Consider the following 18,510-nt stretch of genomic DNA (forward strand, 5'->3'; position numbering starts at 1 on the left):
GCCCCTGCCTGGTCAGTACACCGAGGTGTACGTCACGAACGACGCCTCGTTGACCCTGGTGGTGGCCTTGTAGCAGGCGACGTCGCGGACGTAGACGTCGGAGCCCGCGGTCGTCCACAGGGTGAGCAGGTTGCAGAACTCAGGACCTGGCCCGTACGCCGTGACCTGCACGTTGTTGGGCAGCGCCCCGACCTTGGGGAAGGTCACCAGGCGCAGGCCGAGGCCGGCCGACTGGACCGTGTTGACCGCGCCGGGGTAGTTGAAGTTGATCTGCGGGGGAACCGGCGCGTACGGCCCGGGGTTGGCCGGGACGTTGTCGAAGGTGTAGGCGAACAGCTTCGGCGGCGCGAACGCTCCGGTGATGGCCCGCTCACGCTGGTAGGTGAGGGTCCAGCCGGTGTCGAGCGGGTTGACGGTGGCGTCGTGGCACAGCACCTGGATCTTCTGCCCGGACGGCGCCCAGCTCCAGGCGCCCACCTTGCACCGCGCCGGCTGGGTCGAGTCCACCGCCGTGACCTGGATGTCGCCCGCCGCCACGGACGAGCCCAGCCCGGGCAGCCAGACGGTCCACACGCCGGTAGAGCCGGGGAAGACGGCGTTGGCGCCGAGCGAGGAGTTGTAGTCGGAGGCGATGGAGCTGCCGTCCCAGTAGACGTAGCCGAACGCCTGCGAGGCCGAGGACAGCGCACCGCTGCTGCTGGCGAAGACGAGAGAGAACAGCGCCTTGGCCGGGCCTCCGCCGAACCGGTAGCACCGCACCACGACGATCTCGTCGGGGCCGGACTGGCCCCACTTCTCGATCTGGCACCACTCGGCCGTCTGCGAGATCGCGGTCACGTGCGCGATTCCGCCCGTGGGGATGCCGATGTTCGGGAACCGCACGTAGTACTCCCCGGGGACGCCGGGGGAGACGGTGACCGCGCCGGACGTCCAGCTGCCGGCCTGGTAGGACAGGTTCGGCACGCCGGAGCTGGTGTCGACGTAGGCGAACCCCCACACGTCGGGAACCGCCGCGTTCGCGGCCCCCGCCCCGGCGACGGCGCCGCCGCCGACCAGCGCGCACAACAGTAGTAATCGGGTGAACACGGAGTGTAACAGACGCATGCCGTCCTCCATCGCGGTGGTGCCCAGTGGGCGTACGAGATGTCGACGCCGGGTTTCCGGCGCGTGGTGCCCATTCGTGGAGCCGTGGAACGTTCTAGTGGGGCGCGGGGATCACCAGCGGCCTCCCGCCCTGTGATAACCCGGGGACCGCTCGTTGAGAAGACCCAATGGCCCAGACCTCGCACATCGCACATTTAGGCGTGAAACGTTCATCTTTCGACGGTCGCCGAAAGATCACGGCCCTAGCCTGCCGGGGAGACGACGACCACCATCGGAAGGGGGGAGGGGGCGGCCTCCACGCGCCCCCGGCCACCGATGACAGCAGATCAGCCCGCCACACCGGAACGGCGGCTCACCCGGCACGCGGACGTGCGCGCCGTGCTCGCCGATCCCCGCTTCCTGGTCCCCGCCGCCCCCGCCGCGCAACCGGGATCGGGGATGGCGTGGCTGCGGGGAGCGGTCAGCAGATTCAGCAACGGAGCCGAGCACGCCCACCGCCGCGCGCGTGTCGCGGAGTTGATCGACGCCCTCGACCCCGTACGGCTGCGCCGCGAGGCCCGCGAGCGGGCCGTGGCCGAACTGGCGGGCGGCGCCCGGGTGGACGTGATGGCGAGGATCCCCCGCCGCGTCCCGGTCGGCGTCCTCGCCACCGCGCTCGGTGTACCGCAGGGCCGGCGGGAGGAGGTGGCCGAGGCGGTGACGGCCATGGCCGCCGCCTACCACCTCCCTCCCGCGCCCAGTACGACGACCGGCGCCGCGTCTCCTGAGGCTGCGTCTCCCGGGGCTGTGTCTCCCGGGGCTGTGTCTCCTGACAACGCGGCGGTGGCCGTGCTGGCCGGCGCGCTGGGCGACGGGCTGGGCGACGGGCGACAGCCGGACCCCGGCCTGCTGGCCGCGGTGGCGGCGGCGCTGATCCAGGCGTGCGACGCCACCGCCGGCCTGGTGGGCAACACCCTCGCCGTCGTGACCCGCCTGCCCGCCGACCTGTCCGTACGGTGGCCGGTCGAGGCGCTGCTCACCGAGACCCTCCGATGGGACCCGCCTGTACGGCTCACGCGCCGGGTGGCGGCCGAGGACGCCACGGCCGGAGGAGTCCTCGTGCCTGCGGGTGCCGTCGTCGTGCTGGACCTGGCGGCGGCCAACCGCGACCCCGAGGTCTTCCCCGACCCGCACCGTTTCGATCCCGCCCGTGTCGATCCCGCCCGTGTCGACTCGGATGGTCGGGGCGGCGGGCATCTGGGGTTCGGCAGCGGGATCCGGCCCTGCCCGGGGGAGGGGGCCGCGCTCGCCCTGGCGGCGGGCGTCGTGGAGGCCGCTCTCGCGCACCGCCTCGCCGACCCCGAGATCCCCTACGAGCCGTCGCCGAACCTGCGCGTCCCCGCCTGCCTCCACCTGGAGAGCGCCGCCACCGTGAAAGGACCCCGATGAGCACCCACGCCGAAACCTTCCGTGCCCTTCACCACGCGAACCAGCCGCTGGTGCTGCCCAACGCGTGGGATCACGCCTCGGCGGCGGTCATGGCCGCCGCCGGGTTCGCCGCGATCGGGACCACGAGCCTCGGTGTCGCCGCGGCCGCGGGCAAGCCCGACGCGACCGGCGCCACCGCGGCGGAGACGCTGGCGCTGGCCCGGCGGCTGGCCGGGCTGCCGTGCCCGGTGTCGGTGGACATCGAGGGCGGCTTCGCGGACACGCCGGAAGGGGTGGCCGAGATCACCGCCGAGCTGGCCGGGCTCGGCGTGGCCGGCGTCAACATCGAGGACGGCCGGCCGGACGGGACGCTGGCGGACCTCGGCGAGCGGTGCGAGACGATCGCGGCGGTCAAGACGAAGGCGCCGGGGCTGTTCGTCAACGCCCGCACCGACACCTACTGGCTGGGCGCCGGGGACCTGGCCGCGACCGTCGGACGGCTGCGGGCCTTCGCCGAGGCCGGGGCCGACGGGGTGTTCGTCCCCGGGGTCGCCGGCGGCGACGACATCCGGGCGCTGGTGGAGGCGGTCGACCTGCCGCTCAACGTGCTGTTCCTGCCCGGCCGTCACACCGTCGCGGGTCTGGCCGCGCTCGGCGTGCGCCGGATCAGCACCGGATCGCTGTTGCTGCGGGCCGCACTGCACGCGGTGGCCGAGACCGCCCGGGCGGTCGCCACGGGTGAGCGGATCCCCACAGGCCTTCCCTCGTACGAGGACGTGCAGGTCCTCGCCACGACGGGCGCATGACCCGCCGCTTGATCAGACTTGACGCGCACCTTACCGTTTCTTGGGACGGGCACAGTGAACAGCGACCGAAATGTGACCTAAGCACCGGAGAAAATGCCAACATAGGAGGCAACCCCGAATAAGGTCTTATGGTGCCCTTCGCGCTCATGGGGGAGTAGTTGTGCTGAGCACTGGAAGTCGTTCGAGGTGGCCGATCGCCGGAGTCGCCGTGGTCTTGGCCGCATCTCTGTCGGCATGCTCCGGTGGATCCAGCACGCCGGACTCGACGGGCGGGAACTCCGGCGACGCCGCGCCCGCCATCCCGGCCCCGAAAATCACGATCAGCCCGGCGACGGGCAGCGCGAAGGTGCGCCCCGACAAGACCGTGGTCGTCACTGCCTCGGACGGCGAGCTGGAGGAGGTCACCGTCAGGGCGGGCGGCAAGACGCTCGACGGCGAGTTCGACTCCACGCACACCAAGTGGACCTCCAAGGAACCGCTGAAGCCCTCCGCCAAATACACGGTCTCGGCCAAGGCCACCGGCGAGGGCGGCCCGGCGACCGCGACCAGCCGCTTCACCACGCTCAAACCCAAGGTCGGGCTGGAGGTCGTGGACGTCACCCCCGGCATCAAGGGGGAGACCGTCGGCGTCGGCATGCCGATCATGGTCAGGTTCAACGCGCCGGTGCAGGACAAGGCCGCCGTGGAGCAGGCCCTGGAGGTGGACGCGGAGAAGCCGGTCAAGGGCGCCTGGCGGTGGATCGACGACAGGTACGTCATCTACCGCACCGCCAAATACTGGCCCGCGCACCAGAAGGTCAAGTTCACCGCGCACCTGACCGGTGTGAAGGCCGGGCCGGACACGTACGGCATGGAGGACCACAGCACCACCATCAAGATCGGCGCCGCCTGGATCAGCTCGGTCAGCACCAAGACCCACATGATGGTGGTCCGGCGCGACGGCAAGGTCGTGCAGACCATGAAGATCAGCGCCGGCATGGCGACCACCCGCGAGTACACAACCACCAGCGGCATCCACCTGACCATGGAACGCGGCAACCCGGTCACGATGATCTCCCCGGGCAAGAAGGAGGGCGACCCCGGCTACTACAAGGAGGTCGTCAACCACGCGGTGCGCATCTCCAACAGCGGCGAGTACGTGCACAGCGCGCCCTGGTCGGTGGGCTCGCAGGGCCGGGCCAACGTGAGCCACGGGTGCATCAACGCCAGCCCCTCCCAGGCCAAGTGGTTCTACGACAACTTCCACCGGGGCGACGTCGTCAAGATCGTCGGTACGAACCGGATCCTGGAGTGGAACAACGGCTGGGGCTTCTGGCAGATGCCGTTCAGCAAGTGGCAGCAGGGTAGCGCCCTCGAATCGTGATGCCCTCGCTTGCATCGAGGAATCCCGATACCTCGGTGGGTGGGCGGTAGCCTGGGTTCATGGCGGAGACCGTGGCATTGCCGGATCCCGGGCTGGTGGAGGCGTTGCGTGCGCTGTCGAACCCGATGCGGTTGCAGCTGCTGATGTGGCTGCGTGAGCCCGAGCGGCACTTCCCGCTGGAGGAGGCGATCGCCGACCCGGCCGAGGTCGGGGTGTGCGTGAGCCACATCCAGGCCAGGACGGGTCTCGCGCAGTCGACGGTGTCGGCCTACATGGCCGAGCTGCAGCGGGCGGGCCTGGTGAAGGCCACGCGGGTCGGCAAGTGGACCCACTACAAGCGCGACGAGCAGCGCATCGCCCGGCTCGTCGCCACGCTCGGAGAGACCCTCTAGAAACCGTGACGCCGGATGGCGTGGCCCTAGCGTGGACCTTCATATCGAAGATCTGCGATACTTCGATATGTTGATATGAGGCGAGCGTGAGGAGATCACCGATGGGCGACCTCGGCGGCCTGGACCTGGGCGGGTTCGGCATCTACACCTTCGACTTCGAGCATCAGCCCGCCGCGCTGATTCGCGAGTCGGTCCAGGAACTGGAGGATCGAGGATGGCCCGCGTTCTGGATCCCGGAGCTGGTGGGGCGTGAGGCGTTCACACACGCCGCTTATCTGCTGTCCTGCACCCGGCGGATCACCGTGATCAACGGCATCGCGCAGATCTGGTCGCGCGAGGCCCCGCGGGCGTACGGCGCCGCGCTGCTCCTGGCCGACGCCTACCCCGGACGGCACGTGCTCGGCCTGGGATTCGGCGGCGTGCCACGGCCGGGGACCACGCCGCTCGCGGCGATGGCCGGATATCTCGACGAGATGGACGCGCTGACGACGCCCAACCCGCTGCCGCGCACGCCGATGCGCCGCATCCTGGCGGCGTACGGGCCCAAGATGCTCGAGCTGGCCCGTGAGCGCTCCGCCGGCGCCCTCACCTACCACGTCACGGTGGCGCACACCGCCCGGGCACGGGAGATTCTCGGGCCGGACGCGTTCCTGGGCGTCGAGCACGCGGTGCTGTTCGAATCCGATCCCGCACGGGCCCGCGCGACCGCGCGCGAGCACCTCCACCGCTACCTGAACACACCGTACAACATCGCCAAATTCCGGCGGCTGGGCTACACGGACGAGGACTTCACCGGCGGCGGCAGCGACCGCCTCGTGGACGACCTGGTGTTCTGGGGGGACCTCGACACGATCGTGACCAAGCTCGGCGCCCACCGCGACGCCGGAGCCGACCACGTCGCGATCCAGGTCATCGGCGTCGAGCCGGGGAAATCCGCGATGCCGCACTGGCGGATGCTCGGCGACGCGCTGCTGCCCCAGCAGGCCGGCGTACGGCGCACGGCCTGAGGGGCGGCCGGGGTCCTACTGCACGCCCCACTTCATGAGGGCGAAGGCGCCCACGATCTTCAGCGCGACGAGCGCGATGACCACGCAGAACACGATCAGCGCGGGGCGGTGCTCGAAGTGCTTGCCCTCCTTCAACGGAGGCCGCTTCGCCACGCGCTCGGCGATGCGCTCTTCGATGGGTTTGCGGTGGAACATGAAGGCAGATTACTACCCGTGCCGCCCGGCCCATCTCCGATCACCGGGAGCGGCGGGCCGCCGCGGCCGGGTCGTGATCAGAGGGCGGGGAAAAGGATTGGACGAGATCGTGATCGGGCTTGTAGCGTGCCGTCGACCGTGACACCGCCCGAGGAGGTGAGACCCATGAACGCTGTATCGATGTGGGTGCTCCCCCTTCCCGTCACGGCCGGGCGATCGACGTAGGTGTCGCCGGGAGCGCCGAGGCACTCCCGAAAGGCACCACCTATGCGTACTTCATTCACCGGCGACCCGTCTCCCGCCTCCGATGCCGATCACGCGCCCGCGTACGACGTGGTCATCGCCGGGTGCGGGCCGACCGGCGCGATGCTGGCCGCCGAGCTGCGGCTCCACGACGTGCGGGTGCTCGTCGTGGACAAGGAGACAGAGCCCAAGTCGTTCGTCCGCATCGTCGGCCTGCACATCCGCAGCATCGAGCTGATGGCCATGCGCGGACTGCTGGAGCGGATCCTCCCGCACGGGCGACGGCGCCCGGCGGGCGGCTTCTTCGCCGCCATCGACAAACCCGCGCCCACGGGCCTGGACTCCGCGCACGCCTATCTGCTGGGCATCCCGCAGCCGGTCATCGAGCGCCTGCTCGAAGAACACGCGACCGAGCTGGGCGCGCAGGTCCGGCGCGGCTGTGCGGTGGCCGGTTTCGAGCAGGACGACGAGGGCGTGACCGTCGAGCTGTCCGACGGGCTACGGCTGCGCTCGCGCTATCTCGTCGGCTGTGACGGCGCGCGCAGCACGGTGCGCAAACTGCTCGGCGTCGGCTTCCCCGGCGAACCCTCGCGGAACGAGACGCTGATGGGCGAGATGCACGTGGGGGTGCCGCAGGAGGAGATCACCGCCACGATGGCCGGCATCCGCGAGACCCCGAGGTCGTTCTGGCTCAGGCCGTTCGGCGGTGGTGTCTACAGCGTCCTCGTCCCCGCCCTGGGAACCGGTGACCGGGCGGAACCGCCCACCCTCGAGGATTTCCGGCAGGCGCTGCGCGCCATCGCCGGAACCGACTTCGGCGTGCACTCCCCGCGCTGGCTGTCCCGCTTCGGCGACGCCACCCGGCTGGCCGAGCGTTATCGGGCCGGGCGGGTGCTGCTGGCCGGCGACGCGGCGCACATCCATCCGCCCATCGGCGGGCAGGGCCTCAACCTCGGCGTCCAGGACGCGGTGAACCTCGGCTGGAAACTGGCCGCGCAGGTCCGCGGCTGGGCGCCGGACACCCTGCTCGACACCTACCAGGCCGAACGCCGCCCGGTCGCCGCGGACGTGCTGGACAACACCCGCGCCCAGCGGGAACTGATGTCCCCCGAGCCGGGCGCGCAGGCCGTACGCAGGCTGCTCACCGAGCTGATGGACTTCGAGGAGGTGAACCGATATCTCATCGAGAAGATCACCGCGATCGGCGTCCGCTACGACTTCGGCGAGGGCCCCGGCCTGCTCGGCCGCCGTCTGCCCGACATCGAGGTGAAACAGGGCCGCCTCTACGACCTGCTGCGTCGCGGGCGCGGCCTGCTGCTGGACCGCACCGGACGCCTGACCGCCGGCGGCTGGCCGGACCGGGTCGACCACCTCGCCGATCCTGCGGCGGCGCTGGACGTTCCGGGTGTCCTGCTCCGGCCCGACGGCCACGTCGCCTGGATCGGCGACGACCAGCGGGACCTGGACGTCCACCTCCGCCGCTGGTTCGGCGAGCCCGCCGGCTCACGTGGGGACCGGTCATGACGGCCCGCCGGCCGGATTGACGGCGAGCACACACGCGGCGGGCGGGTCGAGGTCGAGGGTCTCGACCCGCGGACGGGTGAACCCGGCCCGGGTGAGCAGGCCCCCCAGCTCCTGCGCGGCCCGGGCCGTGGTGTCCCGGGTGGCGCCGGGACAGCGGGGCTGGCTGACGAGCGCGATGCGCCCTCCGGGGCGGAGCAGGCGGCGCAGCTCGCCGAGCCGCTCCACCGGCTCGGGCCAGAACCCCACCGAGTTGACCGCGAGGATCGCGTCCAGCGGGTCGCCGAAGCTCGGCAACTCCGCCACGGATGCCTGCGTGAGGTGCACGCGGCCGGCGCGGATGGCGGCGGCGTTGCGGCGGGCCGCCTGCCGCACCATGGCCTGCGAGTGGTCCACGCCGAAGACCTGGCCCCGCACGGCGCGGGCGGCGAACGCGGCGATGGCGATGCCGGGGCCGAAGCCGATCTCCAGCACCCGGTCGGTGGGCCGCACGTCCAGCAACGCCACCGCCCAGACGTTGCGCTTGCGGTTGGAGGGGCGAAGGGCGAACAGCCACCCGTTCGCCCACCCGACGACGCCCCTCGGGCGATGCGCCTGGCCCACCAGATATCCGATCACGCGTTGCTTGAAAGATGTCCCTGTTGTCCGCATGCCCGCCAGTCAACGGCTTCAAGTACGCTTGAAGTCAATGGACGAGCAGTTGACGATCGGCGAGCTGGCGCGCCGCACGGGCGTCGCCACCTCCGCGCTGCGCTACTGGGAGGAGCTCGGCCTGCTGCCGCCGCCCGCCCGGGTCTCGGGGCAGCGGCGCTACCCGCCCTCGGCGGTCGGGCTGGTCGGCCTCATCCTGATGCTGCAGGACGTCGGGTTCACCCTGCGGGAGGCCAAGGCGTTCGTCGACTCCCGTTCCCTGGACGACGACGGCTGGCGGGAACTGTACGAACGCAAGCTCGCCGAGCTGGACCAGCGGATCGCCCGGGCGCAGGTGGCACGCACCGCCATCGCCCACGGCCTGGCCTGCCCGCACGAGAAGATCTTCGAGTGCCCCAACTTCGCCAAGGGGATCGAGGCGATCCTCGCGGGAGGCACTCTCAAAGAGGTCCACGAACAGATCCACTCGGACTGACTCCCGCCGCTCACGATGGCCCGCTCGACGACCTCCGGGATCATCTCACCGCAGGAACTGGTGCGGGGTCGGCCCCCCCACCTGCCCGGTCAGGCTCGGGCCGCCGAGTCCGGCGAGCAGCTCGCGCAGCAGATCGGAAAGCTGCTCGCGGCGTTCGCGTGACCTGGCGAGGCGAGCCAGTGCACGGTCTCGGCGATGTCCTGCGGCGACCCCGCCCGGCCGGTGTGGGTCTGCCCGGCCGGCATCGCATCGGCGGGCCGGGCCGTCGCGGCCGGTCAGCCGCCGAGGCCGAGCCGTACGGCCCGGGCGAGAGGGGTGGCGTCGCCGGCGGTCAGCGGCTCGGCCAGGAAGAACGGCATCTGGGACATGAAGCGCGGCCGGGTGCCGTGATGAGGCTGAGCGGCGTGGACGAGGTGCGGATGGCACAGGTAGACATCGCCGGGCAGTCCCGTGGCGAGTGCCTCGGGGCGGTGCGCGCTCGCCTCGTCCAGCACCGGGCCGGAGGCGAAGAACTCCAGCCCCTGCTCGCCGTACGGTTCCAGGACGCGGACCGTGTCGAGATGGGAGCCGACCCTGATGCGGGTGGGCGCGTCGCCGGGACCGACCTCCGACAGCAGCGCCAGCACGAGCATCGTGCGGGACGCGAGAACGACCTTCCCCCAGGCGCCGTCCGGTCCGGGGTCGTTCTGGTCGATGTGCCAGCCGGTGTCCCCGGCGTCGTCGGGGTGGGGGAAGCGCACCGGCGTGTTGCCGATGGTGCCGCGCGGCGCCCATCCGTCCTTGCCCGCCACGAGGTCCAGCGCCTCGGCGAGTGCCGGGGCGCGCATCGCCTCTCCGAACGGGCCCCGCCCCGCGGGGTCGGGGGCGGCCCACACCACCGGCTTCGTCCAGTCTTCCGGCCGGTCGGGGGACAGCCCGATCTGCCGCCACAGCAGGTCTCTGATCCGGTCGCCGGTCTCGCGCGGGAACGCCTGCTCGATCTTGAGGAAGCCCTCGGTGACGAAACGGTCGAGGTCGGCGTCGGTGAAAGCAACCATGGCGGGACGCTAGCGAGGCCCGGCGACCGATGTCGACCGATTAAACCCCCCGGCGTGAGCCCATCGACGGAACCCCTCGGCGTGAGCCCATCGGCGGAACCCCTCGGCTTGAACCGCTCGGCGCCTCATCCGCCGAGCTCGGACAGGCGGCGCAGGGCCGCCTCCAGCTCGCCGGTGAGGCGCGCGACCTCCCGCTCCAGTTCGAGGATGCGGCGGATGGACGCGAGGGTCATGCCCTCGGTGACGAGGCCCACCACGTAGCGCACCTGTCCGATGTCGTGGCGGGAGTAGCGCCGCTGCCCGCCGGCCGACCGGCGGGGCCGGACCACCGCGAACTCGTCCAGCCGGCGCAGGAACGCCTGCTGGACGTCGAGCATCTCGGCGACCTGGCCGACCGAATACAGAGGCGCGTGCTCGTCGTCGATGGGCAGGCGGGGCATCATCACCTCCGGGTACGGCGGCGGGCCGGCGTACCAAGGACGCCGGCCCGCGGGTGGTCGGGTGCTCAGGCCTTGATGGCCCTGCGCTCCCCGCTCCTGATCTCGATCTTGCGCGGCTTGGCCTGCTCCAGGACCGGGATCCGCAGCGTCAGGACTCCGTTGTGGTAGCCGGCCTCGATCCGCTCGCTGTCCAGGTGCTCCGGCAGGTAGACGCGGCGGGTGAACTGCCCCATCGTGCGCTCCCTGACGAACACCCGGTCGTCGTCGCCGAGCTCCTCCTCGCGGCGGGCGCTGACGGTCAGCACGCCGCGGTCGACGGTGACGTCGATGCTGTCGGGATCGACGCCCGGAAGGTCGAACCGGAGCACGACGTCATCCTTGCGGCGGACGCCGTCCAGGGGCATCACACCCCCGCCGCCGTCGGTCGCACCGAACGCGGAGCGGGCGATGCGGTCGAACTGCCGCTCGAACTCCTGGACGAAGGGGTCGATCGACGTGAGCAGCATCGCAACCTCCTTCTTGTTACTCCCATAGGAGGAAACCTTCTACTTCATTTATAAGTTACTTGCGCGCAGGATGCAAGCTGTCCGGACGGCGGCGCCGCGACCTCGGGTTCGCGCCGCAGCGGCGTCTCCGCCCGGCGTCACCAGGCCTTGCCGGCCGGCTCCCGGACCGTACGGTTGATCCGGTTGAAGAAGTTGGTGAGCGCGATGTTCAAGATGATCGCCGACAGCTCACTCTCGTCGAAGTGGGCGGTAGCGTCGTCCCAGATCTCGTCGGTCACGCCCGGCGCGCCGTCCTGGATCCGGGTGGCGGCCTCGGTCAGCGCGAGCGCCGCCCGCTCGGCCTCGGTGAAGAACGGCGCCTCGCGCCAGGCGACCACGTTGTGCAGCCGCTCGTCGGTCTCCCCGTGCTTCTTGGCCGACGCGACCCCGGCGAACACGCAGGCGCTGCAGCCGTTGATCTGGCTGGCCCGCAGGTGAACCAGTTCGAGGACGCGCGGGTCCACGCCGCTGGAGTGGACGGCCTTGAACAGGTGCTGGATCGCGGTGGTCACGTCGGGGTTCGCCGGGCTCTTCATGCGTGCTTCCATCGGTGGTGCTCCTTCGTCGGTTACCTCGGCCCGTCCGGGCCCGTCATCCCCATGACGGAGCAGATCCGAGGGAGGTAACAACATGTCCGACACCAGCCCCGCGGACCCGGTGACCGAGGCGTTCGAAGCCCAGCGCGACCGGCTGCGCGCGGTCGCCTATCGCATGCTCGGGTCGCACGCCGACGCCGAAGACGTGGTCCAGGAGGCCTGGCTGCGGTTGTCCCGCCAGGACACGGCGACCATCCACAACGTCGCCGGCTGGCTGACCACCGTGGTCGGCCGGATCAGCCTCGACGTCCTGCGGTCGCGTCAGGCCCGGCCCGAGGCGTCCTACGACGACCGGCTGCCCGCGCTCGTCGTGACGGTCGACGCCGGCCCGGCGCCCGACGACGACGTGGCGCTCGCCGACTCGGTCGGGCTGGCGCTCCTCGTCGTCCTGGAGTCGCTCGGGCCGAGCGAGCGGCTGGCGTTCGTGCTGCACGACCTGTTCGCGGTCTCGTTCGACGAGATCGGCAAGATCCTCGGCAGGTCCACCGCCGCCGCCAAGATGCTCGCCAGCCGCGCCCGCAGGAAGGTGCAGACGGCCGAGCATCCGGCTGCCGGCGGACGAGAGCAGCGCGAGGTGGTCCAGGCGTTCCTCGCGGCGGCGCGCGACGGCGACTTCGAGGGGTTGCTGCGGGTGCTCGACCCCGAGGTGAAGCTGACCGCCGATCTCTCTCACGGTGTGGTCGTCGTCCTCGGCGCCACCGAGGTCGCCGCCGGCGCGCAGAGCCGCATGGCCGCAGGCCTGGCCGTGCGAGGCCGGGCGGTGCTCGTCAACGGCCTCCCCGGGTACGTGGCATGGCGCGAGGACGGCGCCCCGCTGTCGGTCATGGCGTTCACCATCACCGGCGGCCGGATCACCGACATCGCGATCGTGGCCGACCCGGCCAAGCTCGCGGCCATCGACCTGCCGCAGCCGGAGTGAGCCCCCACCGGAGATCGGCTCCACGTGCGCTGTGTCTTCCGGCTGCGCGGCGTCGTCCGGCTGCGCTGTGTGTCCTCGCTGCGCTGTGTCTTCGCTGCGCTGTGTGTCTTCGGGCCGCAAGGTGTCCGCGGCGCGCGCGGCCGTACCCGCCTGCCGCCTACCGGGCCTTGAGTTTCCGGAAGAAGTCCCGGATGTCGGCGACCAGGAGGTCCGGTGCCTGCAGTGAGGCGAAGTGCCCGCCGCGGGGGAACCGCGACCAGTGGACGACGGTGTTGGACAGCTCGGCCAGCCCGCGGATCGCCCGGTCGCCGAGGAAGTTCGCCACTCCCGTCGGCACCGGCGGGGGCGCGGGCCGCCGGCCCCACGCCTCCGACGCGGTCTCCAGGTACATCCGCGCGGCCGACCCCGCCGTGGCGGTCAGCCAGAAGATCGTGACGTTGGTCAGGATGGTGTCGCGGTCGACGGGGGTTCGCTCGGTGCGGGTGGGATCCCAGTCGACGAACCACTCCAGGTTCCAGGCGAGCTGGCCGGCCGGGGAGTCGTTGAGCGCGTACGCCAGGGTCTGCGGCCGGGTGGACATCTGGGTGGCGTAGCCGGAGCGGCCGTACCACCACGCCTGGTTCGACCTGGCCTGCTCGCGCTCGTCATCGGTGAGCCTGTCCAGCTCGCCGGGGCCGATCGGTGTCGAGGCGGTGGCCAGCGCGTTGACGTGCACGCCGATCACGCGCTCCGGCGCGATCCGGCCGAGCTCGGGGGAGACGATGCTGCCGAAGTCGCCCCCTTGAGCGCCGTACCGCTCGTATCCCAGGCGCCGCATGAGCTCGGCCCAGGCCCGGGCGACGCGGGCGGCCCCCCAGCCGGTCTCACGGGTCGGCCCGGAGAACGCGAAACCCGGCACCGAGGGCGCGACGACGTGGAAGGCGTCCGCCGGATCCCCGCCGTACGCCCGGGGGTCGGTCAGCGGCCCGAGGATGTCCAGGAAGTCGTACACCGTGCTCGGCCAGCCGTGCGTGACGATCAGCGGGGTGGCGCCGGGCTCGGGGGAGCGTACGTGCAGGAAGTGGACGTTCTGGCCGTCGATCTCGGTGGTGAACTGCGGCACCTCGTTGAGGCGGGCCTCGTGCTCGCGCCAGTCATAACCGGTGCGCCAGTGGTCGACCAGCCCCATGAGGTAGTCCTTGTTCACCCCGTAGGACCAGCCGACGCCGGGAAGCTCGTCGGGCCAGCGAGTGCGGGCCAGACGACCGGCCAGGTCGTCGAGATCGGCCTGCGGGATGTCGATGCGAAACGGTCGTGGTGTGCTCACGGCGTCAGCCTGCCCCGCGTGGAGGACAGCCACCGTCCTCTACGTCCGGCACGAAGCGGATGAAAAACGCCACGGCCGGGACGCTCTGACCGCGGGCCGGGGCGATGCGGGCAAGCGTGCCGATTTCCGACGCCGTCCACAACGGGTCGTCCACAACGGGTCGTCCACAACGCGTCGTCCGTCCCGTCGCTTGAACGGCCCGGTCCTGCCACGGCCTGGTGCTGCCACGGCCCCGGGCGGTACGGGACCGGTGGCCCGGGCCGCCTGGGGAGTCAGACGAGGGCGAGCTGGCGGGCGGGGGACCGGCGCCGCCGCCACCGCCGGGCGTCCCTGCCGATGCCGTAGGTCTCGGCGAGGACGCGCACCTGCTCGGCGATCCGCCGCCGGTAGCCGTCCTCGGCGACCTGGCCCTTGCCGTACAGCGCCTGGTAACGCGGCACGAGACCGGGGTGCTCACGCTCCAGCCACCCCATGTACCACTCCCGCGCGCCCGCGGGCAGGCGCAGCACGACGGGCGTCACGCTGACCGCGCCCGCCTCGGCCGCCCGCCGTACGGTCGCCATGAGGTGATCGGTGGAGTCGGTGATGAGCGGCAGGATCGGCGCCATCAGCACACCGCAGGGGATGCCTGCGTCGTTCAGCGTCGCGCAGATCTCCAGGCGCCGCTGCGGTGTCGCGGCCCCCGGCTCGACGGCGCGCCGCAGGCGGTCGTCGACGAAGCCGACCGACACCAGGGCGCCGACCTGGGTCACCTTCGCGGCGTCGCGTAACAGGTCGAGATCACGCAGGACGAGGGGGCTCTTGGTGAGCACGGTGAACGGGTTGGCCGCGTCGGCGAGGGCCCGGATGACGCCGGGCATCAGGTGGTAGATCTCCTCGGCCGGCTGGTAGCAGTCGCCGGTGAGACCCAGCGCGACCGGCTCGCCGCTCCAGCGCGGGGAGCCCAGCTCGCGCCGCAACCGCCGGGCCAGGTCGGTCTTGACGACGATCTTCGTGGAGAAGTCGCGGCCCGGATCCAGCCCCAGGTAGCGGTGGCCGCGCCGGGCGGTGCAGTAGCCGCAGCCCGACTCGCAGCCGCGATAGGGGCTCGCGCCGTACATGAAGGGCAGCTCGGCCGCCTCGGGGACCCGCTCGATCGCCACGCGTGCCGGCACCTCATAGCAGGTGATGCCGTCGAAGACGCGGGTGACGGCCTGCCGCTCGATGCGCGGGCGTGCGGGCCCCTCGACGACGAGCGACTGCTGCTCAGGCTGCCCGGCCTGCGCGGACCGTCTCGACTGTCCAGGCCGGGGACTGGGCTGCGCAGGGTGCCGGGTCTGGTGCTGTTCGGACGGTGCGGGTTGTCGCATGGGCTGCCCGGGTTCCTGCACCGTCTGCTGCTGCCCGCGTGGCCGCGCAGCGGGCTGGTCCTCCGCACGGGAAGTGGCGTCGCGACGCATGAGGTTCAGTAGAACACGCATTCGACGCTCACGCCAAGTGTCCACGCCCGCACGCGCCCCGCCCGTGCAGGCCCCGCGACGGCCGGGGCCGGCGGGGGGGGTCGAAGCTCGGCGCTTGGAGCACGGCGGCCTGGCGAGGCGGTCGGGCGTGGCGGTCGGCGCGGCGCGGCGCCCGGGGCCGCGGAGGGGTCAGCCTTCGAGGAGTGTGGCGATGGCTTCGGCGCCGCCTTGGTCCAGCCGGCTTGGGAAGCCCAGCAGATCCGGGTGGCGGTGGCGTAGGGCGGCAATCAGGCACAGTGACGTGAGCTACAGCGGGAGCGTGGCCCTGACCTGCCAGCCGTACGGCGTGGGCCCCGCGCTGGCCCGGCCGCCTACCTCCTCGGCCCGTTCGACGAGCGAGCGCAGGCCGACGCCGGGCTGCCACGACGACGCCGGGGTGCCGTCGTCGCGCACGGTGATGGTCAGGTCGGGCCCCAGGCCGTCATGCAGCTCGCGCTGGAGCCGGACTCGTTCGGCCGCTGTCGCCTCCACCACGGCGGTTCGGGCTTGCGAGACCTGCCGGCTGAGCATGGTGGCGTGCAGGGCGACCGCCAGTGGGGTCGCGACCAGGTCGAGAGCACGGCGGTCGGCGGCGTGCAGGGCGTGCTCGCCCGCGCGTAACCCGACCACCAGGGTGCCGACGGTCTGGCCGCCGTACAGCAGGGGCAGCTCGGCGTGCTCGGCGGCGGGTGTTCCCGAGGGGACCGGCTCGGGCAGCCCGTGCAGGGCCAGCCAGGGCAGCCGCGGCGCGGTACGGGTTCTGTCGAGCGCTGCGGCGAGGTCGTCGTCGTGCTGCAGCCGCTCGCCGATGCTGGCCGCGGCCGTCCACGGTTCGGAACGCAGCCCGTACAGGGCCCGGTCGATCAGGCGCTGGAAGGCCGGCCGTACCGGTGTGGATCCGATCGCCACCACGATCGCCACCACGATGGCCGCCGCGATCGACACGCCGCGATCGGCGTTGGCGGGCACCAGCAGCGACAGTCCGGTGACGATCCCGGCATAGGCGGCGATCACGGCCGACACCGCCAGGCCGTACAGCAGGGCGCGTGAGAGCACGAGCCGGATGTCGAGCAGCCCGTGCCGCACGATCGCGATCCCGACAGCGGCGGGGAACAGCACGAACGACAGCAGCAGCGGGATCGGGCCGACAAGCCTGGAGCCCCTGGTCGGCCCGCCCATGGCTTTGCCGCGCCATGGAGCGTAAAATTGGGACAAGCGTACCGTTTTTATCAATGGGGTTCCCATGGCCTGGCTCCTGCTCGTCGGCGCGATCGCCTCGGAGGTCCTGGCCACCTCCGCGCTCAAACTCAGCGACGGCCTGACCCGCTGGGGCTGGACCATCGTGGTCGCCGTCGGCTACATCGCCTCGTTCCTGCTGCTGGCCTGGGCGCTCAAGCTCCGCATGCCCGTCGGCATCGCGTACGCGGTGTGGGCGGGCACCGGGACCGCGGCGATCGCGCTGATCGGCGCGTTGTTCCTCGGCGAGAACATGAACCTCGTGAAGGCGGCCGGCATCGCCCTGATCATCGCCGGGGTCGCCGTCCTCAACCTCGCCGGCGCCCACTGATCGATCGGCGCCGGTCGTTTGACCCGGCGGCGCGTGCCCGCTAAGCGTGATCCCTACGGATCCCCGGCCCGCGGGGAGCCCCGACGATCCAGGGGAGGAACACGGCGTGCCCGATCAGGACCGGCCCGCACCCGTCCCGGCGGCGGCCCGCTCACGCGGCGTCGCCGCGCGGGCCGTCGCGCCCGTCTCGTCCCAGCCGCGGCGCCCGCAGGAGCGTGCCGTACGCCGCAGGGAGGCGCTGCTGGACGCCGCCGTCGACCTGCTCGGCGACGGCGGGTTCGCCGCCGTGACGCACCGGGCCGTCGCCCGCCGGGCCGGGCTGCCCCTCGCCGCCACCTCCTACTACTTCACCAGCCGCGACCAGTTGCTGGCCGAGGCGTTCGCCCTGCTGGTCGAGCGCGAACTGGCCCGCATGCGGGCGGCGGTGGACCACCTCGCCGGCCGTACGCCGCTCGCGGTCGCCGAGACGCTCACCGGCGTGTACGCCTCCGACCGGCTGCGCCAGCTCGGCCTGTGGGAGCTGTACCTGCAGGCGGGCCGCGACCCGGCGCTGCAGGCCATCGCCCGCGCCTGGACCGACGGCTGCGACGACATCGTCGCCGCGGTGCTGGGCGGCGCCGGCTACCCCTGCGGGCCCGGGGAGGTGCGTTTCGTCGCCGGGCTGCTGTCGGGACTGTGGGTGGAGGAGGTCGTCGAGGCCCGCCCCGACGGCAGGCAGCGGGCACGGGAGGCGGTGGCCCGGGCGCTGGCCGCGCTGGCCCCGCCCGCTAGGGTCGGCTCATGATCTTCCATCTCGCGCTGGCCGCCGACTGGGACGCGGCCGTCCCGGCGGGCGAATACCGCGTCTCCACCCTCGGCCGGACGCTGGAGGAGGAGGGCTTCATCCACGCCTCGGCCGACCTCGGCCAGGCGCGCGGTGTGGCGGGCCGCAACTACGGGCACGTCACCGAGCCCCTGGTGCTGCTGGAGATCGACGAGGACCGGCTCGGCTGCCCGGTCAGGCTGGAGGTGCCCGAGGGGGCCGACGAGGCGTTCCCCCACATCTACGGGCCGATCCCGGTGGCCGCCGTCACGGCCGTCACGCCCTTCTCCCACTGACCCGCCGGCGTCCCGACACGTCCGGCCACCGCCCGCCGTGGTCCTCGGTCGTGACCGGCACGGCCGCCTGCCCCGCCTTCGCCGAGCCCCACGTCACCGGCGTGGTCGCACGAGATCGTCAGGCGGGGCAGGCGAGCGCGGCGGGGACCTCGGAGAAGGTCTCCTCCACTAGGGCGTGTATTTGGTTGTGATCAAGGGGTGGCCTGGGTGAGGTCTTTAATCCAGATCATCGCGGCGCGGAGGTGGAGGCCGGCGAGGTAGCTCGCAGGGGGTTTGTCGTAGCGGGTGGCGATGCCTCGCCAGGCCTTCAGCTTGTTGATCAGGCGCTCGACGGTGTTGCGTTCCTTGTACAGGTCGGCG

General features: G+C 71.9%; 22 protein-coding genes. 12 read left to right on the forward strand and 10 right to left on the reverse strand.

Going from position 1 to position 18,510, the window contains the following annotated elements; genetic code table 11:
* Window positions 1-12 precede the first annotated feature (12 nt).
* Complete coding sequence (locus FLV34_RS32395; protein ID WP_142651011.1) at window positions 13-1,104, reverse strand: hypothetical protein; 1,092 nt, start codon at window positions 1,102-1,104, stop codon at window positions 13-15.
* 315 nt (window positions 1,105-1,419) lie between these two features.
* Here FLV34_RS32395 and FLV34_RS32400 point away from each other — a divergent pair, with 315 nt between their 5' ends.
* From FLV34_RS32400 to FLV34_RS32420, 5 genes are all read left to right on the forward strand, one after another.
* Window positions 1,420-2,532, forward strand: coding sequence for a cytochrome P450 (locus tag FLV34_RS32400; RefSeq protein WP_147944900.1), 1,113 nt, complete (start codon window positions 1,420-1,422; stop codon window positions 2,530-2,532).
* On the forward strand, window positions 2,529-3,317 hold the full coding sequence (locus tag FLV34_RS32405) for an isocitrate lyase/phosphoenolpyruvate mutase family protein (RefSeq protein WP_147944901.1): 789 nt from the start codon (window positions 2,529-2,531) through the stop codon (window positions 3,315-3,317). Before FLV34_RS32400 ends, FLV34_RS32405 begins: the two co-directional genes overlap by 4 nt.
* Before the next feature lie 208 nt (window positions 3,318-3,525).
* Window positions 3,526-4,680 (forward strand): Ig-like domain-containing protein, encoded by a 1,155-nt coding sequence (locus FLV34_RS32410; protein WP_260617479.1) that lies wholly within the window; start codon window positions 3,526-3,528, stop codon window positions 4,678-4,680.
* A gap of 59 nt (window positions 4,681-4,739) precedes the next feature.
* Window positions 4,740-5,072, forward strand: coding sequence for a helix-turn-helix transcriptional regulator (locus tag FLV34_RS32415; RefSeq protein WP_142651008.1), 333 nt, complete (start codon window positions 4,740-4,742; stop codon window positions 5,070-5,072).
* 101 nt (window positions 5,073-5,173) lie between these two features.
* Window positions 5,174-6,079, forward strand: a complete 906-nt coding sequence (locus FLV34_RS32420) for a TIGR03620 family F420-dependent LLM class oxidoreductase (protein ID WP_142651007.1) — start codon at window positions 5,174-5,176, stop codon at window positions 6,077-6,079.
* A gap of 15 nt (window positions 6,080-6,094) precedes the next feature.
* Here FLV34_RS32420 and FLV34_RS32425 read toward each other — a convergent pair whose 3' ends face one another.
* Window positions 6,095-6,274, reverse strand: a complete 180-nt coding sequence (locus tag FLV34_RS32425) for a hypothetical protein (RefSeq protein ID WP_142623945.1) — start codon at window positions 6,272-6,274, stop codon at window positions 6,095-6,097.
* A gap of 267 nt (window positions 6,275-6,541) precedes the next feature.
* Between FLV34_RS32425 and rox the strand changes: the two genes are divergently transcribed.
* Entirely contained in the window at window positions 6,542-8,041 is a 1,500-nt protein-coding gene (gene rox / locus FLV34_RS32435) for a rifampin monooxygenase (protein WP_147944902.1), read from the forward strand.
* Here rox and FLV34_RS32440 read toward each other — a convergent pair.
* The gene (locus tag FLV34_RS32440; RefSeq protein WP_221890001.1) at window positions 8,036-8,656 is read right to left on the reverse strand and encodes a class I SAM-dependent methyltransferase; all 621 of its coding nucleotides are present in this window, start codon (window positions 8,654-8,656) and stop codon (window positions 8,036-8,038) included. The two genes, rox and FLV34_RS32440, sit on opposite strands and share 6 nt — an antisense overlap.
* 70 nt (window positions 8,657-8,726) lie before the next feature.
* Here FLV34_RS32440 and FLV34_RS32445 point away from each other — a divergent pair, with 70 nt between their 5' ends.
* A complete protein-coding gene (locus FLV34_RS32445) occupies window positions 8,727-9,164 on the forward strand; it encodes a MerR family transcriptional regulator (protein ID WP_142651003.1) in 438 nt (145 codons plus the stop codon).
* A gap of 15 nt (window positions 9,165-9,179) precedes the next feature.
* Window positions 9,180-9,326: a hypothetical protein gene (locus FLV34_RS40855; RefSeq protein ID WP_168066422.1), complete on the forward strand. Its 147-nt coding sequence runs from the start codon at window positions 9,180-9,182 to the stop codon at window positions 9,324-9,326.
* Window positions 9,327-9,439: 113 nt separating this feature from the next.
* On the opposite strand, the gene FLV34_RS32455 is transcribed toward FLV34_RS40855, so the two are convergent.
* The 4 genes from FLV34_RS32455 to FLV34_RS32470 form a co-directional block, all read right to left on the reverse strand.
* The gene (locus FLV34_RS32455; protein ID WP_142651002.1) at window positions 9,440-10,201 is read right to left on the reverse strand and encodes a mitomycin antibiotics/polyketide fumonisin biosynthesis protein; all 762 of its coding nucleotides are present in this window, start codon (window positions 10,199-10,201) and stop codon (window positions 9,440-9,442) included.
* 125 nt (window positions 10,202-10,326) lie between these two features.
* On the reverse strand, window positions 10,327-10,644 hold the full coding sequence (locus tag FLV34_RS32460; protein WP_142651001.1) for a MerR family transcriptional regulator: 318 nt from the start codon (window positions 10,642-10,644) through the stop codon (window positions 10,327-10,329).
* A gap of 62 nt (window positions 10,645-10,706) precedes the next feature.
* Window positions 10,707-11,147, reverse strand: coding sequence for an Hsp20/alpha crystallin family protein (locus FLV34_RS32465; RefSeq protein ID WP_142651000.1), 441 nt, complete (start codon window positions 11,145-11,147; stop codon window positions 10,707-10,709).
* A gap of 137 nt (window positions 11,148-11,284) precedes the next feature.
* Window positions 11,285-11,734, reverse strand: coding sequence for a carboxymuconolactone decarboxylase family protein (locus tag FLV34_RS32470; protein ID WP_147944903.1), 450 nt, complete (start codon window positions 11,732-11,734; stop codon window positions 11,285-11,287).
* 82 nt (window positions 11,735-11,816) lie between these two features.
* Between FLV34_RS32470 and FLV34_RS32475 the strand changes: the two genes are divergently transcribed.
* Window positions 11,817-12,701 (forward strand): sigma-70 family RNA polymerase sigma factor, encoded by an 885-nt coding sequence (locus tag FLV34_RS32475; RefSeq protein WP_142650998.1) that lies wholly within the window; start codon window positions 11,817-11,819, stop codon window positions 12,699-12,701.
* A 157-nt stretch (window positions 12,702-12,858) separates the two neighbouring features.
* Here FLV34_RS32475 and FLV34_RS32480 read toward each other — a convergent pair whose 3' ends face one another.
* From FLV34_RS32480 to FLV34_RS32490, 3 genes are all read right to left on the reverse strand, one after another.
* Entirely contained in the window at window positions 12,859-14,007 is a 1,149-nt protein-coding gene (locus tag FLV34_RS32480) for an epoxide hydrolase family protein (protein WP_142650997.1), read from the reverse strand.
* Window positions 14,008-14,279: 272 nt separating this feature from the next.
* Window positions 14,280-15,356, reverse strand: a complete 1,077-nt coding sequence (locus tag FLV34_RS32485) for a radical SAM protein (protein WP_147944904.1) — start codon at window positions 15,354-15,356, stop codon at window positions 14,280-14,282.
* Between the two features lie 396 nt (window positions 15,357-15,752).
* The gene (locus FLV34_RS32490) at window positions 15,753-16,664 is read right to left on the reverse strand and encodes a hypothetical protein (protein ID WP_142650995.1); all 912 of its coding nucleotides are present in this window, start codon (window positions 16,662-16,664) and stop codon (window positions 15,753-15,755) included.
* A 64-nt stretch (window positions 16,665-16,728) separates the two neighbouring features.
* Between FLV34_RS32490 and FLV34_RS32495 the strand changes: the two genes are divergently transcribed.
* From FLV34_RS32495 to FLV34_RS32505, 3 genes are all read left to right on the forward strand, one after another.
* Window positions 16,729-17,052: a multidrug efflux SMR transporter gene (locus FLV34_RS32495; protein WP_142650994.1), complete on the forward strand. Its 324-nt coding sequence runs from the start codon at window positions 16,729-16,731 to the stop codon at window positions 17,050-17,052.
* Between the two features lie 106 nt (window positions 17,053-17,158).
* On the forward strand, window positions 17,159-17,836 hold the full coding sequence (locus FLV34_RS40860; RefSeq protein ID WP_168066420.1) for a TetR/AcrR family transcriptional regulator: 678 nt from the start codon (window positions 17,159-17,161) through the stop codon (window positions 17,834-17,836).
* Window positions 17,833-18,150 carry a DUF952 domain-containing protein gene (locus tag FLV34_RS32505; RefSeq protein ID WP_147944905.1) on the forward strand — a complete coding sequence of 106 codons (318 nt, stop codon included), beginning with the start codon at window positions 17,833-17,835 and terminating at the stop codon, window positions 18,148-18,150. The genes FLV34_RS40860 and FLV34_RS32505 overlap by 4 nt, the downstream gene beginning before the upstream one ends.
* Window positions 18,151-18,510: the final 360 nt, after the last annotated feature.

The organism is Microbispora sp. CSR-4 (assembly GCF_008033685.1).
Classification (GTDB): domain Bacteria; phylum Actinomycetota; class Actinomycetes; order Streptosporangiales; family Streptosporangiaceae; genus Microbispora.

Bases quoted from the DNA above. Each gene is read 5' to 3' on its own strand.
- FLV34_RS32395 (WP_142651011.1), bottom strand. From the start codon at position 1,104: ATGCGTCTGTTACACTCCGTGTTCACCCGATTACTACTGTTGTGCGCG.
- FLV34_RS32495 (WP_142650994.1), top strand. From the start codon at position 16,729: ATGGCCTGGCTCCTGCTCGTCGGCGCGATCGCCTCGGAGGTCCTGGCC.
- FLV34_RS32460 (WP_142651001.1), bottom strand. From the start codon at position 10,644: ATGATGCCCCGCCTGCCCATCGACGACGAGCACGCGCCTCTGTATTCG.
- FLV34_RS32485 (WP_147944904.1), bottom strand. From the start codon at position 15,356: ATGCGACAACCCGCACCGTCCGAACAGCACCAGACCCGGCACCCTGCG.
- FLV34_RS32445 (WP_142651003.1), top strand. From the start codon at position 8,727: ATGGACGAGCAGTTGACGATCGGCGAGCTGGCGCGCCGCACGGGCGTC.
- FLV34_RS32490 (WP_142650995.1), bottom strand. From the start codon at position 16,664: ATGGGCGGGCCGACCAGGGGCTCCAGGCTTGTCGGCCCGATCCCGCTG.
- FLV34_RS32505 (WP_147944905.1), top strand. From the start codon at position 17,833: ATGATCTTCCATCTCGCGCTGGCCGCCGACTGGGACGCGGCCGTCCCG.
- rox (WP_147944902.1), top strand. From the start codon at position 6,542: ATGCGTACTTCATTCACCGGCGACCCGTCTCCCGCCTCCGATGCCGAT.
- FLV34_RS32425 (WP_142623945.1), bottom strand. From the start codon at position 6,274: ATGTTCCACCGCAAACCCATCGAAGAGCGCATCGCCGAGCGCGTGGCG.
- FLV34_RS32470 (WP_147944903.1), bottom strand. From the start codon at position 11,734: ATGGAAGCACGCATGAAGAGCCCGGCGAACCCCGACGTGACCACCGCG.
- FLV34_RS32475 (WP_142650998.1), top strand. From the start codon at position 11,817: ATGTCCGACACCAGCCCCGCGGACCCGGTGACCGAGGCGTTCGAAGCC.
- FLV34_RS32465 (WP_142651000.1), bottom strand. From the start codon at position 11,147: ATGCTGCTCACGTCGATCGACCCCTTCGTCCAGGAGTTCGAGCGGCAG.
- FLV34_RS32455 (WP_142651002.1), bottom strand. From the start codon at position 10,201: ATGGTTGCTTTCACCGACGCCGACCTCGACCGTTTCGTCACCGAGGGC.
- FLV34_RS40855 (WP_168066422.1), top strand. From the start codon at position 9,180: ATGGCCCGCTCGACGACCTCCGGGATCATCTCACCGCAGGAACTGGTG.
- FLV34_RS32405 (WP_147944901.1), top strand. From the start codon at position 2,529: ATGAGCACCCACGCCGAAACCTTCCGTGCCCTTCACCACGCGAACCAG.
- FLV34_RS32415 (WP_142651008.1), top strand. From the start codon at position 4,740: ATGGCGGAGACCGTGGCATTGCCGGATCCCGGGCTGGTGGAGGCGTTG.
- FLV34_RS32400 (WP_147944900.1), top strand. From the start codon at position 1,420: ATGACAGCAGATCAGCCCGCCACACCGGAACGGCGGCTCACCCGGCAC.
- FLV34_RS32420 (WP_142651007.1), top strand. From the start codon at position 5,174: ATGGGCGACCTCGGCGGCCTGGACCTGGGCGGGTTCGGCATCTACACC.